Annotated in this window: 14 protein-coding genes; 10 read left to right on the top strand and 4 right to left on the bottom strand. The window is 27.2% G+C overall.

What is annotated here, in order from left to right; all coding sequences use genetic code 11:
- Positions 1-50 precede the first annotated feature (50 nt).
- The 3 genes from xerA to QU666_RS09285 are packed head-to-tail and all read left to right on the top strand — an operon-like array spanning position 51 to position 5,109.
- Complete coding sequence (gene xerA, locus QU666_RS09295) at positions 51-1,025, top strand: site-specific tyrosine recombinase/integron integrase (protein ID WP_036071695.1); 975 nt, start codon at positions 51-53, stop codon at positions 1,023-1,025.
- Between the two features lie 30 nt (positions 1,026-1,055).
- Positions 1,056-1,748 (top strand): hypothetical protein, encoded by a 693-nt coding sequence (locus QU666_RS09290; protein WP_021769996.1) that lies wholly within the window; start codon positions 1,056-1,058, stop codon positions 1,746-1,748.
- Complete coding sequence (locus tag QU666_RS09285) at positions 1,741-5,109, top strand: DEAD/DEAH box helicase family protein (RefSeq protein ID WP_021769997.1); 3,369 nt, start codon at positions 1,741-1,743, stop codon at positions 5,107-5,109. Before QU666_RS09290 ends, QU666_RS09285 begins: the two co-directional genes overlap by 8 nt.
- A gap of 220 nt (positions 5,110-5,329) precedes the next feature.
- Here QU666_RS09285 and QU666_RS09280 read toward each other — a convergent pair whose 3' ends face one another.
- Entirely contained in the window at positions 5,330-5,461 is a 132-nt protein-coding gene (locus QU666_RS09280; protein ID WP_304984810.1) for a hypothetical protein, read from the bottom strand.
- A 168-nt stretch (positions 5,462-5,629) separates the two neighbouring features.
- On the opposite strand from QU666_RS09280, the gene QU666_RS09275 reads away from it, so the two are divergent.
- The 7 genes from QU666_RS09275 to QU666_RS09245 all read left to right on the top strand — a co-directional run bounded on the left by QU666_RS09275 (position 5,630) and on the right by QU666_RS09245 (position 17,541).
- Entirely contained in the window at positions 5,630-6,298 is a 669-nt protein-coding gene (locus QU666_RS09275) for a hypothetical protein (protein WP_051285803.1), read from the top strand.
- Positions 6,299-6,304: 6 nt separating this feature from the next.
- Complete coding sequence (locus QU666_RS09270) at positions 6,305-8,008, top strand: J domain-containing protein (protein WP_021768754.1); 1,704 nt, start codon at positions 6,305-6,307, stop codon at positions 8,006-8,008.
- A 12-nt stretch (positions 8,009-8,020) separates the two neighbouring features.
- Positions 8,021-9,271: a DnaJ domain-containing protein gene (locus QU666_RS09265; protein WP_036070285.1), complete on the top strand. Its 1,251-nt coding sequence runs from the start codon at positions 8,021-8,023 to the stop codon at positions 9,269-9,271.
- 68 nt (positions 9,272-9,339) lie between these two features.
- Positions 9,340-11,154 (top strand): Hsp70 family protein, encoded by a 1,815-nt coding sequence (locus QU666_RS09260; protein ID WP_021768756.1) that lies wholly within the window; start codon positions 9,340-9,342, stop codon positions 11,152-11,154.
- A gap of 87 nt (positions 11,155-11,241) precedes the next feature.
- Entirely contained in the window at positions 11,242-12,315 is a 1,074-nt protein-coding gene (locus QU666_RS09255) for a DKNYY domain-containing protein (RefSeq protein WP_021768757.1), read from the top strand.
- A 68-nt stretch (positions 12,316-12,383) separates the two neighbouring features.
- On the top strand, positions 12,384-15,647 hold the full coding sequence (locus QU666_RS09250; RefSeq protein WP_021768758.1) for a DKNYY domain-containing protein: 3,264 nt from the start codon (positions 12,384-12,386) through the stop codon (positions 15,645-15,647).
- A 61-nt stretch (positions 15,648-15,708) separates the two neighbouring features.
- On the top strand, positions 15,709-17,541 hold the full coding sequence (locus QU666_RS09245; RefSeq protein ID WP_021768759.1) for a DKNYY domain-containing protein: 1,833 nt from the start codon (positions 15,709-15,711) through the stop codon (positions 17,539-17,541).
- A 349-nt stretch (positions 17,542-17,890) separates the two neighbouring features.
- On the opposite strand, the gene QU666_RS09240 is transcribed toward QU666_RS09245, so the two are convergent.
- From QU666_RS09240 to QU666_RS09230, 3 genes are all read right to left on the bottom strand, one after another.
- Positions 17,891-18,904 carry a LacI family DNA-binding transcriptional regulator gene (locus QU666_RS09240; protein WP_021768760.1) on the bottom strand — a complete coding sequence of 338 codons (1,014 nt, stop codon included), beginning with the start codon at positions 18,902-18,904 and terminating at the stop codon, positions 17,891-17,893.
- Positions 18,905-19,286: 382 nt separating this feature from the next.
- Positions 19,287-19,712, bottom strand: coding sequence for an RbsD/FucU family protein (locus QU666_RS09235; protein ID WP_006804696.1), 426 nt, complete (start codon positions 19,710-19,712; stop codon positions 19,287-19,289).
- A 27-nt stretch (positions 19,713-19,739) separates the two neighbouring features.
- Positions 19,740-21,524, bottom strand: coding sequence for an L-fucose isomerase (locus QU666_RS09230; protein WP_021770262.1), 1,785 nt, complete (start codon positions 21,522-21,524; stop codon positions 19,740-19,742).
- Between the last annotated feature and the right edge of the window lie 12 nt (positions 21,525-21,536).

The following is a 21,536-nucleotide window of genomic DNA, read 5'->3' as shown; positions in this document are numbered from 1 at the left end:
TCAAATAATTATTGTATAATTTATTATATAGACAATTGAGAGGATGATTTATTATGAAAAAAATAATTACTGAAATTGAACAAAAAATGCTTGGAATTTTGGATAATGCTCAAATGGAACATTTACACAAGGTTTTAGTTTATTATTTGGAAAGTGAAGATATTTTAGTACAAGAAGATGTTTCTAATGAAAAAATTTTAGAAATGTTTTTATCAGCGAAAAAAATTGAAGGATGTTCAGAAAAATCCATTTTGTATTATCAGTCAACTATCCAAAATATGTTTAAACATATTGAAAAAACTATTAAACATATTGATACAAATGATTTGAGAGAATACTTGTCAAATTATCAAGAAAAAGGAAATGCTGGAAAAGTAACTATAGATAATATAAGAAGAATACTTTCTAGTTTCTTTTCTTGGCTTGAAGAAGAAAATTATATACTAAAAAGTCCTGTTAGAAGGATAAAAAAAGTAAAAACTGGACAAGTGATAAAAGAAACATATTCAGACGAATCCCTTGAACTATTAAGAGATTTTTCAGGAAATATACGTGATTTAGCAATGATAGATTTGCTTTCTTCAACGGGAATGAGAGTTGGCGAACTCGTAAAACTTAATATATCAGATGTAGATTTTGAAAATAGGGAATGTATAGTTTTAGGAAAAGGTGATAAAGAAAGAAAAGTGTATTTTGATGCAAGAACAAAAATTCATTTAACAAGATATCTTGAAAGTAGAAAAGATAATAATGAAGCTTTATTTGTCAGTTTATTAAAACCATATTCACGTTTAAAAATCAGTGGAGTAGAAATAAGACTTAGAGAATTAGGAAGAAAATTAAATATTCCTAAAGTTCATCCTCATAAATTTAGACGAACATTAGCTACAAGAGCTATTGATAAAGGGATGCCAATAGAACAAGTTCAAAAATTGTTAGGACATACAAAAATAGATACAACTTTGCAGTATGCAATGGTAAATCAAAGTAACGTAAAAAATTCACATCGAAAATATATTGGATAGTTTGAAAATTTCAAATCCCGATTTATAGAGATGTTTTTTAAAAATAAAAAATATATTGTGATGACTTTAGAACAGTTAACGAGTAATAAAAAAGAAAATTTAGTAAGAGGTCCTTTTGGTGGTAGTTTAAAAAAAGATGAATTTATAGAAGATGGTTATTTAGTATATGAGCAAAAACATGCTATATACAGTGATTTTAACTATCAGAAATATTATATATCAAAAGAAAAATATCAAAAAATGCTTAGATTTAAAGTAGAATCTGGAGATTTAATAGTCAGCTGTTCTGGTACTTTGGGGAAAATAGCTGAAATTCCTAAAGAATATAAAGAGGGAATTATAAATCAAGCGTTATTAAAAATAAAATTAGATAAAAATATTATCAATAATAAATTTTTTATGGTACTGTTTAGAATGAAATATAATGAAAAAGAATTACAGCGTGTGTCGTTGGGGAGCGGAATTTCAAATTTTCCTTCGATGAAAGAAGTAAGAAATTTTGATTTTATAGTTCCTCCACTTTCGCTCCAAACTGAATTTTCACAATTTGTAGAGAAAACGGATAAATTAAAGTTTCGTTTATTTTCATCGATTATTTTAGGCAAAAATTTGTTTAAAAACTTGACATTATTGATATTTTTGGATAATATAAGATTAGTTTTAGAATTAGATAAGAGAAATAAAAATAAAAAATTAAATATGGGAGTGAAAAAGGATGTCTAACTTTGAATATTTGAGAAAAGATAGAAGTTATAGAGTATTTGCGGATGTTTGTATTGAAGCAGAAAAGTTGATGAATGTTTCTTATACAGCGTCAGTTACATTTGCTAGAAAAGCATTGGAGTTAGCTGTAAAATGGGTGTATAAGAATGATCAAGATTTAAGATACAATTATCAGGATACACTAGCAATTATGTTAAATAGCAGAAAATTTAAAGAGATAATTCCTTATAATATGCCAGGTTTACTTTCATATATACAAAAATTAGGAAATAAAGCTGTTCATTCCAAAATAGTTGTAGAAAGAGAAGAAGCAATTTTGAGTTTGAGAAATTTATTTTCGTTTACTTCGTGGATTGATTATTCGTATTCAAGACACTATTCAGATGTAAAATTTGACGAGTCGATACTTGGTGAAATAAATAATATTGTCAAAGTTCAAGATGAAAAAAATAAATTAACTAAAATGCTTGATGAAATGGATAAAAAACTTGAAAAATTAACAAATGAAAATGAGACGTTGAAAAAAGAGAACGAAGAAAAACGTAAGATTTATCAAAGAGAAAAAGAATTTCAAGTAGATAAAATATCTGAAGCTGAAACAAGAAAGAGATATATTGATTTGATATTGGAAAGTGAAGGCTGGGTTATAGGAGATAATTGCTTGACAGAAGTTGAAATTTCAAATATCTCTACTCCAAGTGGCAAAGGGAAAGCTGATTATGTTTTATATGGAGACAATGGAAAGCCTTTAGCTGTAATAGAAGCAAAGAAAGTAGATGTTGATCCTAGAATAGCGAAAAATCAAGCAAAAGAATATGCAGATGCACTTGAAAAAAAATATGGCACAAGACCTGTAATATTTTTTACAAATGGTTTGGATTATTATATTTGGGATGATACCGATTATGCTGAAAGGAAAGTTTCGAGCATATATAGTAAAAAAGATTTAGAAAAATTGATATTTAAAAGAAAAAATAAAAATAGACTAAAAAATCTAGCTATAAAAGATGTTATTACAAATAGAGCTTATCAAAAGGAAGCAATTATAAGAGTAACGGAGGCTTTGGAAAGCGGGCGTAGAAAAATGCTGCTTGTAATGGCGACTGGAAGTGGGAAAACTAGAACAGCGGCTTCTATTGTAGATGTGCTAACAAGACACAACTGGGTAAAAAATATATTATTTCTTGCAGATAGAACGGCATTAGTAAAACAGGCAAGAGACAACTTTAAAGAATATCTTCCAAATCTATCTTTGTGTAATTTATTAGATAATAAAGATGACATAAACAGTAGAATGGTTTTTTCTACTTATCCAACAATGATGAATGCCATTGATGAAGCAAAAGATAAAAAAGGCAATAGAATTTTTACAAGTGGGCATTTTGACTTGATAATAGTTGATGAAAGCCATAGAAGTATTTATAAAAAGTATCAGGCGATATTTGATTATTTTGATGCAAGTTTATTGGGATTGACAGCAACGCCAAAAAGTGAAATTGATAAAAATACGTATAAAATATTTGAATTGGAAGATGATAATCCGACATTTGCGTATGAATTAGAAGAGGCAATAAAACAGGGATATTTGGTTCATTATGGAAAACCACTGGATGTTGGATTGAAAATTGTAAGAGATGGATTGAAATATAGTGAACTGAGTGAAGAGGAAAAGGAAGAATTTGAAGAAACATTTGATGGAGAAGAAAAAGAAGAGATTTCAAGTGAGGAAGTAAATACAACATTATTTAACCAAGATACTGTGGATCTTGTTATCAAAACCTTGATGAATAATGGACTAAAAGTCGAAGGTGGTGATAAACTTGGGAAAACGATAATCTTTGCAGTAAATCAAAAACATGCAAATTTTATTGTGGAAAGATTTAATAAATTGTATCCTGAATATAGAGGAAAGTTTGCAGAAGCAATTTATCATAATATAAAATTTGTAGATAATATAATTGCTCAATTTAAAGATAAAAATTCTTATCCTCAAATAGCAGTGTCTGTTGATATGCTTGATACAGGGATTGATGTTCCTGAAATACTTAATTTGGTATTTTTCAAGAAAATACGATCGAAGGCTAAATTTTGGCAAATGATAGGTAGAGGAACAAGACTTTGTAAGGATTTGTTTGGACCTGGAATAGATAAGAAAAGATTTTTAATTTTTGATTGTTATAAAAATTTTGAGTTTTTTGAAGTAAATGGGGATGGAAAAGAGGTAAAAAATTCTAAATCAGTTTCAGAAAATATATTTGGAGCTAAAATAGAAATAATAAAATCATTGCAACATTTAAAATACCAAGAAAAACCGTTTATTGAATATAGAGATAAATTAATAAGTGAAGTGATATTGGATATTTTGGGAATAAATGAAAATCGTTTTGATGTGCGGATGAAAGGTGCGATTGTTGATAAATATAAAAAATTGGATAAATATGAAGCACTTGATGAAAAAGATGTGAAAGAAATTAAAGATGTAGTTGCTCCTTTGGTAATTTATGAGGAAAGTGATGAGTTAGCCAAAAGATTTGATTATTTAATATATACAATTGAAAATGCATATTTACAAAATAAATCTTTTTTAAAGGCAAAAAATAAAGTTAAAGAAACAGCAGAAAGTCTTAGTGAACTAGGGACATTACCAAAAGTATTGGAAAAAAGGCAACTTATAATGGATATTCAAAAAGATGAATTTTGGAATAATATAAATATATTTCAGCTTGAAGAAATACGAAATGAACTTAGAGAATTAATAAGATTACTGGATAAACCAGCGACAAAAATTTATTATACAGATTTTAAAGACGAAATAGTAGATTATAGTGAGCACGAGTCAGTGGGTGAATTTAAAATTATAAATCAGCTTGTAAATTATAATAAACGTGTAGAACGATATTTAGAAGATTTTAAAAATAATGATGTTATTAAAAGACTAAAAAATAATCATCCATTATCATTAAATGATATAAAATATTTGGAAAAAGTTTTATGGGATGAATTGGGAACAAAAGAAGAATACACAGAAACTTATGGTAAAATTCCGTTATTGAAAATGGTTTCTAAAATCATAGGAATGTATAGAGAGGCTGTTGAAAAAGAATTTTCTGAATTTTTAAGTGATGAAAACCTAAATTCAAATCAAATAAATTTTGTTAGACATATTGTAGATTATATTGCTCAAAATGGAAGTATTGATAAAGAAAAATTACAAGAATTTCCAATTGTAAATAAATTTGGTGGAGTAGGGGAATTGTTTAAAAATAAAACTGACGTTTTGATAGAAATTATAGGTGCAGTTGAAAAAGTAAATGGCAGATTTGAGCATATATCACAGGAAAGAGAATTTAGTAGTAATTAAAACGAAAACAGAATAAAAAAACAAAATAAAAGCTATATATTTTTTCTATTTTTATTAGAGAAAGTGTATAGTTTTTTATTTTAATAAAATATGTTATAATTTTAAAACTAATACTAAATCCAGTTTAAAAATAGGAATAAATTTTTATAGTAGGGTTGTTTGATAGTTAATTCATAATCATTCAACTAAATTGTTTTTTATTATTTTTTAGATATTTTGATTAATAAATATTTTTTTCTTTTTTATTTTCGTAGGATTGCTCATTGCCGCAAATCCTACAACCTATGGCTAGTCTACGACATTTTTCTGCACTGCCAAAAAACTCGCTATGCTCAGACAGTTTTGCCAGCACATAAAAATGCTCCGACGGGTTATTTATACTAGAATCTGGTTGAAAAATGAAAATTATATTTTAATTATTTAAAAATATTAGATTTATACACTTTATTAGAAAAGTTTGTAATAATTTCCTCATTTAAATGGGGTTTAGTATAAAAATTAAACGAAAAGGATGATAAATATGAATAAAAAATTTAATTACAAGCCATTAATTGAATATACAGATTATGCTGGGAGAAAATATATTAAACCTGAAAAAGCTGGGGATTTGAAGAAAGATATGGAGCTTTTTAGGAAAAATGGACAGGCTGCACGAAAGATTTTTACTGAAATAGTTAAATCTGTTGAGGAAAATGTGGAGGGATTTCATTTGCAGAAAGTTAGCAGCTGGATGAATCAGGCACAAATTGCTCGTCCTTATCTTTGGGTATTTTTTAAACAGGAAGGGGATACTGAAAATGAGTCGGGGATTGCACTTCGAGTATTTAAAAATGAGAAAACTAAAAAAGTTGGAATTTCGATGGAAGTGAGTTTTGTTGAACGTAAAATTGGTAAAAATACGCTTGAAAGACAAAATAAGGTTTTGGAATTACCTATTAAAAATCCACTTTATTATTTTGTGCAATTTTCAAAAAGTAAGGAAAACTGTATGTTGGATAGAATTGAAGGAAGTGAGAAAAATAGGAAAAAGTTAATTGAAGATATGGAAGAAGGGAACATCAGAAAAGTACTTGTTAAATTTGATGTGGAAGAAATTGAAAAATTTGAAAATCTTGAAGATTTGACAAAAGAATTTTTAAAAGGCTTTAAATTGCTGATGCCATTTTATTTGAAAACGAAAGAAGTTTAGGAGGTAATGATTTTGGATTTTGCAGAAGCATTTAAAATACTGGAAATAGAGCCGACAAGTGATAAAAAGAAAATAAAAGTTGCTTATTCCAAGATGTTGAAAAAATATCATCCTGAAGATTTTCCTGAGATGTTTATGAAAATTAATGAGGCTTACGAAAAAGCTTTGGGATATGCAGAAAATAATTTTTCTGAAAATTTGTATGAAAATACTCATAATTTTAGAAAAACGGAAAAAATGAAAGAGAGTGATTTTTCGGATATTTTTGATTCAAAAAAATTTGAGAAAAAAGAAGATAAATTTACTGAAAAATCTGAAGAAAGACAGTCAAAGGAAAAGTTTTTTGAAAAAAAAGATAATAAAAATAAATATGAAAAACTTAATATTTTTGAATACTTAAAAAATTCTATGCGAACAGAAGATAGATTTACAGAAGCATTTAAAATACTAGAAATGGAACCTACAACTGATAAAGAAAAAATAAAAAAGAAATATAAAGAGCTATTAAAGAGGTATCATCGTAACAATCTTGAAAATTATGATGAAATATTTAGCAGAATTAACGAGGCTTACGGAATTGCTTTGGGATTTGAGCAATCGAATTTTAATGAATATGAAGGGGATTCTATTGAGGATATATTTGATAAATTTTTTAATTCTAGCAATAATTCAAATAATAAAAGTTTTTTTGAAGAAACACAAGATTTTTCAAATGGTTTTGATGAAAATGAAATAACAAACAAATCAATATCTGAGTGGCTAGGACGGCTTAAAAATCTTCTTTTATCTGAAAAACGTCCATTAACAGAATATCGAGAAATTTTACGTGATTTTCATTTTAATTTTGATGTTTCGGAAAAAAATCAAATTAGAGAAATTTTACAAAAAAATGGATTACGTGGTTATGCTTGGAGAAATATAACGAGAATTGAAATGGAACTTTTGATTTATAATCTAAATAATTCTAATATGAATGCAGATATTTTAGGAGAAACTTGGGTAGATACTGGTAAAAGTGAAAATGTAAGTTTAGATGAAATTGTAAAAAATATTGTAAGTGAAAATTTTTCGGAAAATGAAAAAGGATATGAGAAATTTATTAAGGATTATTTTAATATTAAAATTTTTAGATTATTTGGAAAGAATATTGCGTTATACCCCTACAGAGATATAGAGCAAGTAGGCACAACTTTTAAATTTATAACTTATAAAATACGAAATGAATATGTTGATGTTAATAAATATATAGAAATTTTTGATAGAGAACAAAAAAATAATAAGAAAGTAGGAATAAGTTTACGCATAACGCCTTATTTATGGAGTATTTTTGGTGCAATAGTCTTATTTTTATTCTTTTTATCTCCTATTGTTGACTGGTACATAGGGATTTTGGGGACTATTTTTTTCATAATTTTAGACTGGGTTAATATAGCTAGGGAAAAAGAATTTGAGTGGAGTATGCGATATGGATATTCAAGTTACTTGTCGATTTTAATGAGTATAATTTTTGTTGTAAATCTTATTGTTATTGGCAGTATAGAAAGTGAAATACCAATTATATCATCTTTACTGTATTCACAGTTAATATTTCAATTTATATTTTTAAATATAATCTTATTTGTAAAAATGGTAGTAACTACAAATATAAGATATAAACGGCTAAGAAAATTTTCAAAACAAATTCTAGATACGTTTATTTTAGAAAAGTAAGGAGTGGTGATTTTGGAGTTTGGTGAGGCGTTTAAGATACTGGAAATAGAGCCGACAGATGATAAAAAGAAAATAAAAGTTGCTTATTCCAAGATGTTGAAAAAATATCATCCTGAAGATTTTCCTGAGATGTTTATGAAAATTAATGAGGCTTATGAAACTGCTTTGGAGTATTCGGAAGAAGAGGAGTATGAAGAGTATGATTATTATGAAGTTTTTTATGAAACAGACTTTGAAATACTGGATGAGGAAGAAGAGGAATTTTCTGATGTTTTTAGTGGTGAATACGAATGGAAAGAAAAAGACTTTGAGGCTTGGCTAAAGAAATTTTATAGAATTTTGAATGGTGAAAAGATTTCATTTATTAATTTAAAAATTTTTTTGAAGAAGTTTGATAGATTTTCAGATAGTGAAAAGAATAGAATTAGAGATATTTTAGATTTGGAAAATATTGATTATGAGAGTAATTTGATTTTAAATTCAGATAATATTATTGAATTTGAAAAAGAATATATTATTTCACGTTTAACAGATAGCAAAACTGAGCTTGAGAAAATAAGGAGGCTTTATAGTAGTAAGAAGGAGAAAGATAAGAACAAGGCTGTGGAAAATTTTGTGGAAAAATATTTTCATGTAAAAAAATTGAATTTTTTTGTATTTTTCGTATTTTGGAATATTTATCATGGAGATTATGAATGTTTTGATATAAAAATAAATAAAAAAATATATAATTTCTTTTTTGTTTTGACAAATAATTTGTTTTTAAAAAGAATCGTTTACAGTTACAAGGAAATTCAGAAGATATTTTACCGTATGGGAATTAAATGTGAGGACGATATTAAGGAAGAAGATGAGATATTGTACAGCTTAGTATTTGTCCTTAGCAGTCTTGCATTGGTTTTTATTTGGATATTCAGCTTACCGGTAATTACAAATATGGGTTTAGAGGAAATTGGTTATGAAGATATTATAGTTAGTTTTGAGTCAATGAAAACTTTTTGGATTGTATTGACAATTACGAGGGTTTATTATGACATTATGATAGCAAAACGTGGGAATAATCTGAATATGACAAGTATGCTGTATGTAGAGATTATATTGCTGGGAAGTTATTTGATTTTTGGTTACTTTAAATATGAAATTAAAGATATACTGCTTCTAGCGATATTGGTGTGGCTGGTTATAAAGTTGATGATAGTAAATAGTATAAAATATTATAGATTGACAAATTATGCGAAAAAGATACTGGATAAAATATATTGACTAAATATTTAACAATTTTAAGTTTTGAGATTCATAAAAAAGAATACTGTTAGAGGAGAAAAATAAAAATGGGAAGAATGATTGGAATTGATTTGGGGACAACAAATAGTTTGGCGACATATATTGATGATAATGGGGAAATACAGTTTGTAAAAAATGAATATGGGAATATTTTGATTCCGTCTGTTGTGGGAATTGATGAAAATGATGGAATAATAGTGGGAGAACTGGCGAAGGAAAGAAGAATGATGAACGCTGGGGAAACTGCGAGCAATTTTAAAAGAAGAATGGGAACGGAAGCAAAAATTAAAGTAAAGAATAGAACTTTTGATGCACAGATGCTTTCTTCGTTTGTACTGAAACATTTAAAGGAAAGTGCTGAAAAGCAACTGAATGAAAAGATAGACAGAGCAATAATAAGCGTACCCGCATATTTTAATGATAAACAGAGAAAAGATACTAAAATAGCGGCAGAACTGGCAGGGCTTACAGTGGAAAGGCTTATAAATGAGCCAACAGCTGCGGCATTGTCACTTGGAAGCCATATTTTAGATCAGAATTTGAAGTTTATCGTGCTTGACTTGGGTGGAGGGACATTTGATGTTACTTTACTTGAAACATTTGAGGATATTATGGAAGTAATTTCGATAAGTGGAGATACGATGCTTGGTGGAGAGGATTTTACTACCAAAATATGTGAAATTTTCTTGAAAAATATAGGATTATCAATATCTGACTTGAGCCGTGATGAAAGAACTAAATTGTACACAAAGGCAGACAGGGCAAAAAAACTGATAAGTTTAAAAGATGTGGAAATTGAAATGGAAATTAAAGGAAAAGACTATAAAGTAGAAATTACACAGGCAGATTTCAGGGTGGCTGTAAAACCATTGCTTGTAAAAATAAAAGTTGCGATTGACAAGGCTTTGCAGGATGGAAATACGGATGCAAGAGAAATTGAGAAAGTTGTGCTAGTCGGCGGGGCTGTAAAATTGGGAATTGTGAAAGAATTTGTGGAAAAGTATTTTAATAAAATGCGTGGAGAAAAAACTTATTTTGACAATACTGATTTTATTGAAGGCAACAAACTCGTATCAATAGCTCGAAATCCTGATACTGTCGTAGCTTACGGCGTTGGTGTAACTGTCGGAATGAAGGAGAGAAACAAGGCATTTAAGGAAAGAATTTTGACAGATGTGTGTCCATTTACACTCGGAATTGAAGTAATTGGACAGAGATTTGCACCGATTATTCCAAGGAATACAACGGTTCCTACAAGCAAGTCGGAGTATTTTTCAACAGCAGAAGACAATCAGACAATAATAAGAATCGCAATTTATCAAGGGGAAAGCTTGAATATAAATGATAACCTATTTTTGGGAGAATTTGAAATAAATGTTCCAAGAAATAATGCAGGAAATGAAAAAGTGAACGTAAGATTCACTTACGATATAAATGGGATCTTAGAGGCAGAAGCAACTGCAATAAGTACGGGAGAAAAGAGAAATAAATTAATTATAAATGGCGATTTATCCGAAGAAGAAAAAAACGAAAGAATTAAAACTTTGGAAGAAATAAAAATTCAGTCAGAAAATCAAAACAAAGATAAATTGCTGATTGAAAGGGCAAACCGAATTTATGCAGAAATAGTAAATACAGAAATTAGAAACTACATTTCAGAATATTTGGAAAATTATCAGATGATTGTAAGAACAGGCGATAGAATCCGTATTCAAAAAGTAAAAAAAGAATTTTCAGCTTTTCTTGATAAAATAGATCCAGAACTGAACGACTTGAGTGTTGATGATATTTTGAAAGATATTGATGAAAAGGAAGAAGATGAGGCTGTGGAAGACGAAGATGAACTGGAGTTTTGGAATTAGAAAAATAAATTTTAAAATATTGTGTTTATTGAGATTTGTGGACTTTTATAAATAATTAGCGTAACTTTTTATAAGGAGAAAATAATTATGAAAATAAAAAAATTGTTGAAAATATTTGGGTTGTTAATTTTGGCAGGAAATATTATGAATGCAGAATACATAAAAAGAAATGGAGAAATTTATTATCGGGACTGGAGTGAAGAAAAGACAAGAATATTAAAAAATATAGATAAAAAATCATTTGAAATCTTGGAAAATGATTTTGCAAAAGATAAGAATAATATTTATTATCAAGGGGAAAAGATTGAAAAAATAGATCCTAAAAGTGCTAAAATATTTGGAAGCCATTTTCTGAAGGATGAGAAAATTGTTTTTGATGCTTATGAAAAAAAGGAATTGAAAGATGTGGATACAAAGACACTTAAATCAGTTGGAGATTATTATTTTAAAGATAAGAACAATGCTTATTTTGATATGAAAAAAATTGATGAAAAAGTTGATTTGGAGACGTTTGTTTATTTGGATTATTTTTATGCGAAAGATAAGAATAATCTGTATTTTTATGGGCAAAAAGTGAAGGGTGTAAGTCCGAATAATTTTAATTTTTTGACTTTGTTAAGTAGCGTTCCTGATAACATAATTAAAAGCGGGAATGATTTTTATCTTGTTTATGAAAATGATTTGAATGAAAAAATATATGCGAAAAAAATGGATTTCCCGATTGACAGGGATACTTTTGAAAGTTTTTCCATGAGAGTTTATAAAGATAAAAATAATTTTTATTATTACGATGAAACTGATGACATAAAAAAAGGAAAAACGCTTATTAAATTTAAAAATGAGGCTGATATAAAAACACTTAAATTTTTGAAAGAAAAAAATGGCGAAAAAAGTGATGAATATATAAAAGATGAAAAGAATGTCTATTATGTGGATGAAGAAAATGCAGAGATAAAAAAGATAGAAAATGTTGATTACAAAACGTTTCAAGTTGTTGAATACTTATATGCAAAGGATAAAAACAATGTTTATTATAAAGGGAAAAAGTTAAATAATATTAATCCAAACCATTTTAAAATTGTAGACAATGAAATAAAATATAATAATGAATTTTATAAAATTGATGACAATATGAATCTTATAAAAATAGAAAGAGAATAAAAAGTTGAAAAGTTAAAAAGGTATTTTATTTACTAAAAATTAAAGATTATAAAAAAAGGAGTAAGTGCATGAAAAGAAAAAATTTATTAAAAATATTAACTTTATTTATCCTAGCAGGAAGCATTGCAAATGCTGAATATTTAAAGGAGAATGGTGAAATTTATTATCAAATACCGTATTATGAGATTAAGTCGAAAGTAAAAGATGTGGATATTGAAAGTTTTGAACCTTTAAGGGAAGATAGAGGTCTTATTGGTGATTATTATGCAAAAGATAATAAAAGTGTTTATCGTTTTGGTAAGAAACTTAAAGATGTTTTGCCTGAAGAATTTGAAATAGTAAAAGAAAATTATGTAAAAGATAGTAAAAATGTATATAAAATTGAATCTGAGATTACAGATATTATACCAATATTTTCAGATAATAAAATAAATACGAAAAAAATATCTGTAGACGGACTTGATGTTAAAACTTTTAGAGCTTTAGAAAATAGCAAAGATGTTACTAGCATAGATTATTTTGTTGATAAAAATAATATTTACTATGCCTATGAGAATTTGGAAAAAATACAAGGAGCAGATAAAAATTCTTTTGAGATTTTGGGTTATTATATCGCAAAAGATAAAAATAATGTTTATTACAAAGGAACAAAAATGGAAAATGTGGATTCTGCGAGTGTTAAAATATTCGGAAATTTTATAGGGAAAGATAAAAATAGAGTTTTTTATATCCAAGGAAATGAGGATATTAAAGATGCTGATGCGTCGAGTTTTGAGATAATGGGAGATACTTATTATTTTAGAGATAAAAATAATATTTTTGTTATTAAATACAGTAATGATTTTCCTGATGGAGAAGGTTTTATAAAATTACCAAATATTGATAGGAACAGTTTTATTACTTTGAGTGAGGAAATTGGAAAAGATAAAAATGGAGTTTATTATATTGATGAAAAAATAAACGGAATTAATCCGAATAATATTAAAGTTATTGAGAAAATAGGACAGGATAATTATATTCTTCAAAGCGGGAATAATTACTATTTGACATTTAATATCAATGAAGGGATGTATGACAGTAAAAATGATAAAATTGAAGTGAAAAAAATAAATAATTTAAACATTGATTTTGATACATTTAAGTATTTTGAAATTTTGAACTACTATAAAGATAAAAACAGTTTTTATTATCATTCAGATAATGATTTTAAAAAAATCAAAAGCGGAATTGATGTTGGAAGTGCTGATAAAGTGCTTGAATTGAATGATTTTGTAAAAGATAAAAATAATCTTTATTATTTTTCTAATGGAAAGATTGAAAAAATAAATTTGAATATTGATGTAAACAGTTTAGTATTTTTGAACAATAACAATTCTTCTTACAGCAGTTATATAAAAGACAGAAATAACATATATTTTGTGGATAATGAAAACAGGAAAGTAAAAATAGTAAAAGATGCTGATAAAAATACATTTCAAATTGTAAATGGAAATTATGGGGTAGATAGGAAAAATGTTTATTATAAAGGAGAAAAGCTAGATTCTGTTGGAGTTGAAGGGCTTAAAATTTTTGATGATTATTACTTGAAGGATAATAAAAATGTCTATGAGATTTATACGACAGATGATGAAAAGATAAAAATAAGAGCAATAAAAAATTTGAACATTGATGTGGCAAGTTTTGAGAATATTTTAAAAGGAACATTTTATAAAGATAAAAGTAATGTTTATTACATTGATACGGCTGAAGATAAACAAGAATTAAAAAAATTAGAAGGAGCAGATGCTGATACATTTGAGCCAGGAATTTTTTCAAAAGATAAAAATAGTGTATATGTTGAAAAACAGAGATTGGAAGGTGTTAGTCCGAAAGGGTTTGAAATACTAGACAATGATCTGAATTTTATAAAAGATTATAAAAATCTATTTTATTTGGATAGAGCAGAGGATGGTATAACTTTCATACCAAGAGTGCAAAATACAGAAGGAGTGGATGTTGCAACTTTAGAATCTGTTGGAAAATCTTCTTTTAAAGATTATTTCAAGGATAAAAGTAATGTTTATATTGTAGCAAGTGAAAGAGAATTTATATCAGATGACTCTATCAATACAAAATTAAATTTTTATAAATTAATTGGTGCAAATCCTAAGACTTTTGAATTGATTGACAATTTTGGAAAAGATGACAAGAATGTCTATTTTCTTGATAAAAAGTTAAAAGGAATTGATGCTAAAACTTTTGAAGAAATAAGTTTTAGTATTGTAAAGGATAAGAATGGTTTACATATTTTGTTAAATTCTGATGCTTCTGGAATAAAGACACGAAATTTGAAAATAAGTGGACTTGATTTGAAAACGTTTAAAAAATTGGAGAATGGTTACTATAAAGATAAAAATAATATTTATTATGATTTGGATAATAACCTTTCTACAATAAAAAATGCTGATTTGGCGACATTTGAAGTTTTAAATTCACCTTACAGCAGTTCTGTTTATTTTGCAAAGGACAAGAATAATGTTTATTATCAAAATAAAAAAATAGATGGGCTTGTCGCTGATGGTTTTGAACAAATACAAAGCAATTTTATAAAAGATAGGAGCGGAATTTATAAATTTGAGGAAGATGAAAATGAAAAAAGGTTAAAAATAACTCCAATTAATGCAAAAATCGATTTTGAAAATCTTAAGAAATTAGATTGGAAGTATTTTGGCGATGATAAAAATATTTATTATTTTGATGAAAATGATTTCAAGAAATTAGATAATGCTGATGTGAATTCATTTGAACGAATAGAATATACTGGCTTTTTTAAAGATAAAAACAACGTTTATTATGATGGAGAAAAAGTAGAAGGAATAGATATGAACAGTATCGAAGTAATAAATGGAATGTGTATAAAAGATAAAAATAGTGTCTTTTATGAAGGAAAAAAATTAAGAAATATCAGTCCTGACAATTTTAATATTTTTGATGGCGGATTATCGTATGATAAAATTTTAGTTGATAAAAATGGAATTTATAAATTTTTGAAAAATGAAGATAATGAAAAATCAGTAGAAATAATTCGACTTGATGTGAAAGAATTGGATTTGAAAACTCTCGAAAGAATTGCTTCTCTAATGGACAGTTCCAATTATTTCAAAGATAAGAATGGCGTTTATTTTATGGATGGAAATAAATTTGTGAAAGTAAATGGAGCGGATAAAGACAGCTTTGAAGTAACAGAGAGCGGGAAATACGGAAAAGATAAGAATAACGTTTACTTCGAAGGGAAGAAAATGGAAAGGAAAAATCCAGTTGACTTTGAGGAGGAAATGGAGATTAAACAATAGAAATTATTTTGTTTGAATTGTTAATAAATCAAAAACTTGAGAATAAAAAAGGAGAGTTGTTATGAACATTAAAGGACATTTATTAAAAATTCTGCTGTTGTTTGTTTTGGCGGGGAGTATTGTGAATGCAGGGTATTTAAAAGATAAAAATAAAATTTATTTTATTGACACAATGGAGGCTTCTGAGAAAAAAGAAATTGTGAAAAATATTGATTTTAGGACTTTTAAAATTTTTGAAGAGAATGATAATTTTGCAAGAGATAAAAATAATATTTATTATAAAAATAAAAAATTAGAAAATGTAGATGCGGATTCTTTTCAGATAGAAAATTCTTTTATTGCAAAAGATAAAGATAATGTTTTTTATATTGCAAATAATGAGATTATAAAAATTAAAGGCTTTAGTCCAGAAAAAAGTAAAGTTATTGATCAGTTTTACGTACCAGCTATACTAATTAATAAAAATGGGATTTATACTTTTGATAAATATGAAAATGGAGAAATTACAATAAAATCAATAAAACCTGTGGGAATAGATATGAATACTCTAGAAGTCGTGGACGGAGAAAACATGATGATGCTTCTGTACTTAAAAGATAAAAATAACGTTTATTTTATTAATTATAAAGAAAGTGAACAGAAAATTTCAGATATTGATGTCGAAAATGCAGAGGATGCGGGAAATGATAACTATAATATCGATATTGAAATAAAAAAATTAGAGAGTGCAGATAGCGACAGTTTTAAAATAGATTCTACATATGGGAAAGATAAAAATAACTTATACTTTTTAAATAAAAAAATAAAAGATGTAAATCCTAAAACTTTTGAAGTTGTTGGCTCAAATAAACTTATTATCAAAGATGATAAAGGGGTTTATTATCTTGGAAGAGAAGAAGTGAAAAAAATTCAAAATGCTGATATAAATAGCTTTGAAGAAGTATCAAAAGAATATTATCGAGATAAAAATAATGTTTATTATTATGATAATTATGATGGCGATGTAAAAAAAGTTAAAGGGGCAGATGCAAAAACTTTTGAAACAATAGAAGGCTATGCGTTAGGAAGAGATAAAAATGCTGTTTACGACAAAGGAAAGCTGATAAAGGGCTTAGACCCTATGACATTTGAAGATTTGAACAGAGATTTTTATAAAGATAAAAATGGAGTTTACTACGAAGGAATGCTAATGAAAGGAATTGATTCAAAATCTTTTGAGCCATTTGTAAATTATACACATGTAAAAGATAAAAATGGAATATATTCTTTTTATCAAAAAGAAAATGAAGTTGTTGTTGAAAAAGTTGAAATTTCTCCAGAAATTGATTTAAAAACTTTACAACCTATCGAAAATTATTCTGAATATTCAAAAGATAAAAATAACGTTTATTATCATTTTCAAAAAATAGAAGGTGCTGATATAAAAACTTTTGAACCTGAAGGGTATTCTATTGGAAAAGATAAAATGGGAGTATATTATGAAACTCGTAAAGTAAATGGAGTGGATGTAAATAGCTTTGAATATTTAAAAAATGATTTCTTTAAGGATAAAAATAATGTTTATTATAAAAATAAAAAGTTAGAAATATTCAAACCAAAAAACTTTGAAGTAATAGATTATTCTTTAGTAAAACAAAATGAAGATTTGTACTATTTTACTGAAGATGAAAATAATAATACAAAATTTGTTCCATTAGAAAGTAAAAATGTCGATATTGATACTTTTCAAATTCTTGATGATGATTATGCAAAAGATAAGAATAATGCCTATTACAAAGGTAAAATTTTTAAGGAAGCAGATTCAAAAACTCTTGATAAACATTATAATGAAAATGATAATGGCTATAAAATAAGAGATAAGAAGAAAGTGTATAAAATAAAAGAATTAGACTAAATAAAATAGTTATTTTATAAAAATGATAATAATTCAAATATAAAATATTAAAAAAATTTACTAAAAAGATTCTGGATGTATTTACAGTTTATAAATTGTGTTATTGATGCATCCAGCTTTTTCATTGTAGTTGACACTTTTGTTACTAATGTTCGGATAAATGATGATATTATGAAGTAAATTTTAACTTTTTCATTTATTCTCCTTATGTTCTTTATATTTATTATTATTTTTATTGAAAATAATTTCCTCTTAACTTCTCCTATTTTTATTCTGAAATATAGTATAGCCATTATATTAGTTCTATTTTAATTTTGTAGTAAAAATATTCATATTATCGCTATTATTCTTAATCTTTAATTTTTACTAATTTTTCCGAATTTCTGAGAATTAAGGTAGGAGATACAATAACTATTTTCTTACTTCTGCTACTATTTTTCATTTCTTCAAGTAAAAGTTTTGCTATTTCCATTCCTGTTTCCTCTATATCTCTATTTACTGCACTTATATTTATTCCTAATATTTCAAAATATTTATGATTGTCATAGGATACTATTGCTATGTCATCAGGTATTTTTAGATTTTTTTCTCTTATTGCTTGTAATGCTCCTAAAGTCATTTCATTATTACATATAAAGATTGCAGTTATTTCCTTATTTTTTTCAAGAATTTTTTTTGTGTTTTCATATCCGCTATCAAAGTGAAAATTCCCTTCATATATATTTTCTTCAGATATTTTTTTGTTTTTTTCCAACATTGCTTTTTTGTATCCTTCTAACCTATTTAATCCATTTGTTGTAGAAAAAGGTCCTGTAATTATCGCAATATTTTCATGTCCTGAATTAATTAATGCTTCTGTTGCTAAATAACCACCTTTTATATCATCAAAAAATACTCCCGTAAAAGTTTCATCAAAAATTTGTCTGTCAAATAAAACAAAAGGAATACCTGAATCAAGCAATACTTTTATATCCTTTTTTTTATGATGCTGAAGAGATATCGAAAGGATAATACCACTTGGTCTTTGTTCAATTACATTTTGAAATACTTTTTTTTCTTTTTTTATATTCTCATCAGTACTGTAAACAAGCATATGTAAATTATTTTTATCCATTATGTTAGAAATTCCCTTTATTATATCTCCAAAATATGAATTTTGAATATCTGGTATAATTACAGCTACTGTATTTGACTTATTGCTAGATAAGGAACGGGCGATTCCATTTGGTATATAATTTACCTCTTCAATAATTTTTAATATTTTTTCTTTTGTTTCTTTACTAACATAACCATTATTTGAAATCACACGAGATACTGTTGATTTTGAAAATCCTGATAATTTAGCTATTTCTTCTATTTTCATTATATTACTTCCTTAAATCATAAATATTATTTTTTTATTTCAATCATTAATAAATGTTATATCATATTTTACCATTTAAATATTAAATATCAGTTTAGAATTTTTTATTTTTTGAATATGATAAAATTATTTTTTAAATTTGGTGTAATAGATTAATTTATGATATATAAATCTTTTCTCAGTGTTCCTATTCAAAAATATAATACCATGAATTCATTATTTACGCTATCTTTTTCTTTATTTATAGAACTACATAGTATTTTTTATTAAAAAATATTTAATAATTGTAATCTATAAAAAGAACACGATTTAAAGATTAAAATTTAAAGCTTAAAAATCTATAAAATCGTGTTCCCTTATTTTGATATTTGTTATTTATACGTTATTTTATAATTCCTTTCTTTAAAATAACATTTGCATAAATAGCTTCTTCAGATGTAGCAATTATGGCGTATGCCTTTTTTGCTCTTTCATAAAATTCAAATCTTTCTACAAATTCAAAGTCTTTAAATTCTTCATGTTTTTCTAAAGTTTTTCTATAAACACTCCATACTTCAGGTTCTCCTACATACTCGCTTCCTGTTTTCATTAATGAAACTGCACTTTCTACATACGTATCAAGGGGCAATATTTCTAGTATTGATTCTAGAAGTTCTGCTACACCGCTTGCATCTGATCTGATAAGTCTTTGTGCATGACTTGCAGCAGGAAAGTTTCCATCTCCTATCACAATTTCATCTCCGTGTCCCATTTCACATAATATTTTCAGTAATTCTGGACTTAAATTTTTAGGTATATTTTTAAGCATTTTTTTACTCCTTCATTTAGATATTTTTTATTTACCTATTTTTTTATAAATTGGTCCAAAATTTTCACATGCTCTGTAATCAGCACCTTCTTCATTCATGTCTCCAAAACTTGCCCAAACTTTAGGACGGAATATTCTGTCAGGATTTACATTGTGCATACATACTGGAATTCTAAGCATAGATGCTAATGTTATAAGTTCATCACCTATATGTCCATAAGATATTGCTCCATGATTTGCTCCCCAGTTATTCATTACAGAATAAACATCTTTAAATGCTCCTTTACCAGTAAGTATAGGTGCAAACCAAGTTGTTGGCCAAGTCGGATTTGTTCTGCTGTCAAGTGATTCATGAATATCTTTGTCTATGTCAATTGCATATCCTTCAGCAATTTGAAGTACAGGCCCTTGCCCTTTAACAAGATTTATTCTGCACATTGTAACAGGCATTTCTCCTTTTGTAAGGAAGCATGAAGAGAATCCTCCACCTCTGAAATAGTCATAATCTGCTGCAGGCCAGCTTGTAGATTTTAAAGCATTGTTAACTTCTTCTTCTGTAACTTCCCAGTATGGTTTCATAACTCGTTTACCATCTCTTATTTGATCTCCAGTTGCGTCTAACGTAGCTGATCCTGAGTTAATTAAGTGAATTATTCCATTTTCAGCTTTTCCTGTCAATTTTTTACCTGTAACTCTTTCTACAGCTTCTGGACTCCAGTAAGTTCTAACATCTGCAAATATTTGTGCAGTTCCAGTCAAAAGATGTCCAAATAGCATTGATATTCCATTTAAAGCATCATTTTCAGTTGCAACTGTAAAAGCTTGTCTTATTCCATTCCAGTCAAAAGATGAATTTAATATAGCCTCAGAAAAGTCGCCGTTAGGCATAAAATCTGTCCATTGTCTTTGTCCTTGGAAACCTGATACTATTGCATTATTTCCTTCAGATTCTTCAACAAATCCCATTTCAGCCAATTTAGGATTTCCAATCATCATGTCTCTTATTATAAGAGTCATTTTCACAACTGTTTCCCATTCTTTATTTTTAACTTCCTCTGTTCTAGAAACTTTATTTATATCTAATCCTTCTTTACAATGTTCTTTAACCCATGTTAAAGCTTTTTCATATTCTTCCTTATCGTAAATCTCATTTTGTATTCTTCTAGTAATTTCACTCATATCTTTAAATTCAGGACGAATTCCTAAGTAGTCTAAAAGAAATTCATTATTAACCATAGATCCTGCTATACCCATGGAAACTCCACCTACAGATAAGTAAGATTTATCCTTCATTGTTGCAACAGCCAATCCAGCTTTTGTGAATTTCAGTAATTTTTCTTTTACATCGTCAGGAATGGAATCATCAGATAAATCCTGTACATCATGTCCATAAATTCCGAATGCAGGAAATCCTAGTTGTGCATGTCCTGCCAATGCCGCTGCAAGATAAACTGCTCCTGGTCTTTCTGTTCCATTAAATCCCCAGATTGCTTTTGGAATGTCAGGTGTCATATCAATTGTTTCACTTCCATAGCACCAGCAAGGTGTTACAGTTATTGACAAACCTACATTTTGATCTTTAAATTTTTGATTACATTTTGCTGCTTCAGAAAATCCTCCAATTGTTGTATCAGAAATCACGCACTCTACTGGTTCTCCACTAGGATGTTTTAATGTGGAAGAAATTAACTCTGCAAGTTTTTTTGCCATTCCCATTGTTTTTTCTTCTAAAGACTCTCTAACTCCGTTTCTTCTTCCATCAATAACAGGTCGAATTCCTACTTTAGGAAGCTCTCCTCTTAATCTGTTCATTAGTCTCACTCC

Origin of the sequence: Leptotrichia sp. HMT-225 (assembly GCF_030644325.1) — a bacterium.
GTDB lineage: Bacteria > Fusobacteriota > Fusobacteriia > Fusobacteriales > Leptotrichiaceae > Leptotrichia > Leptotrichia massiliensis.
The sequence above is the reverse complement of the archived record's forward strand: the minus strand, read 5'-3'. Positions and strand labels throughout refer to the sequence as shown.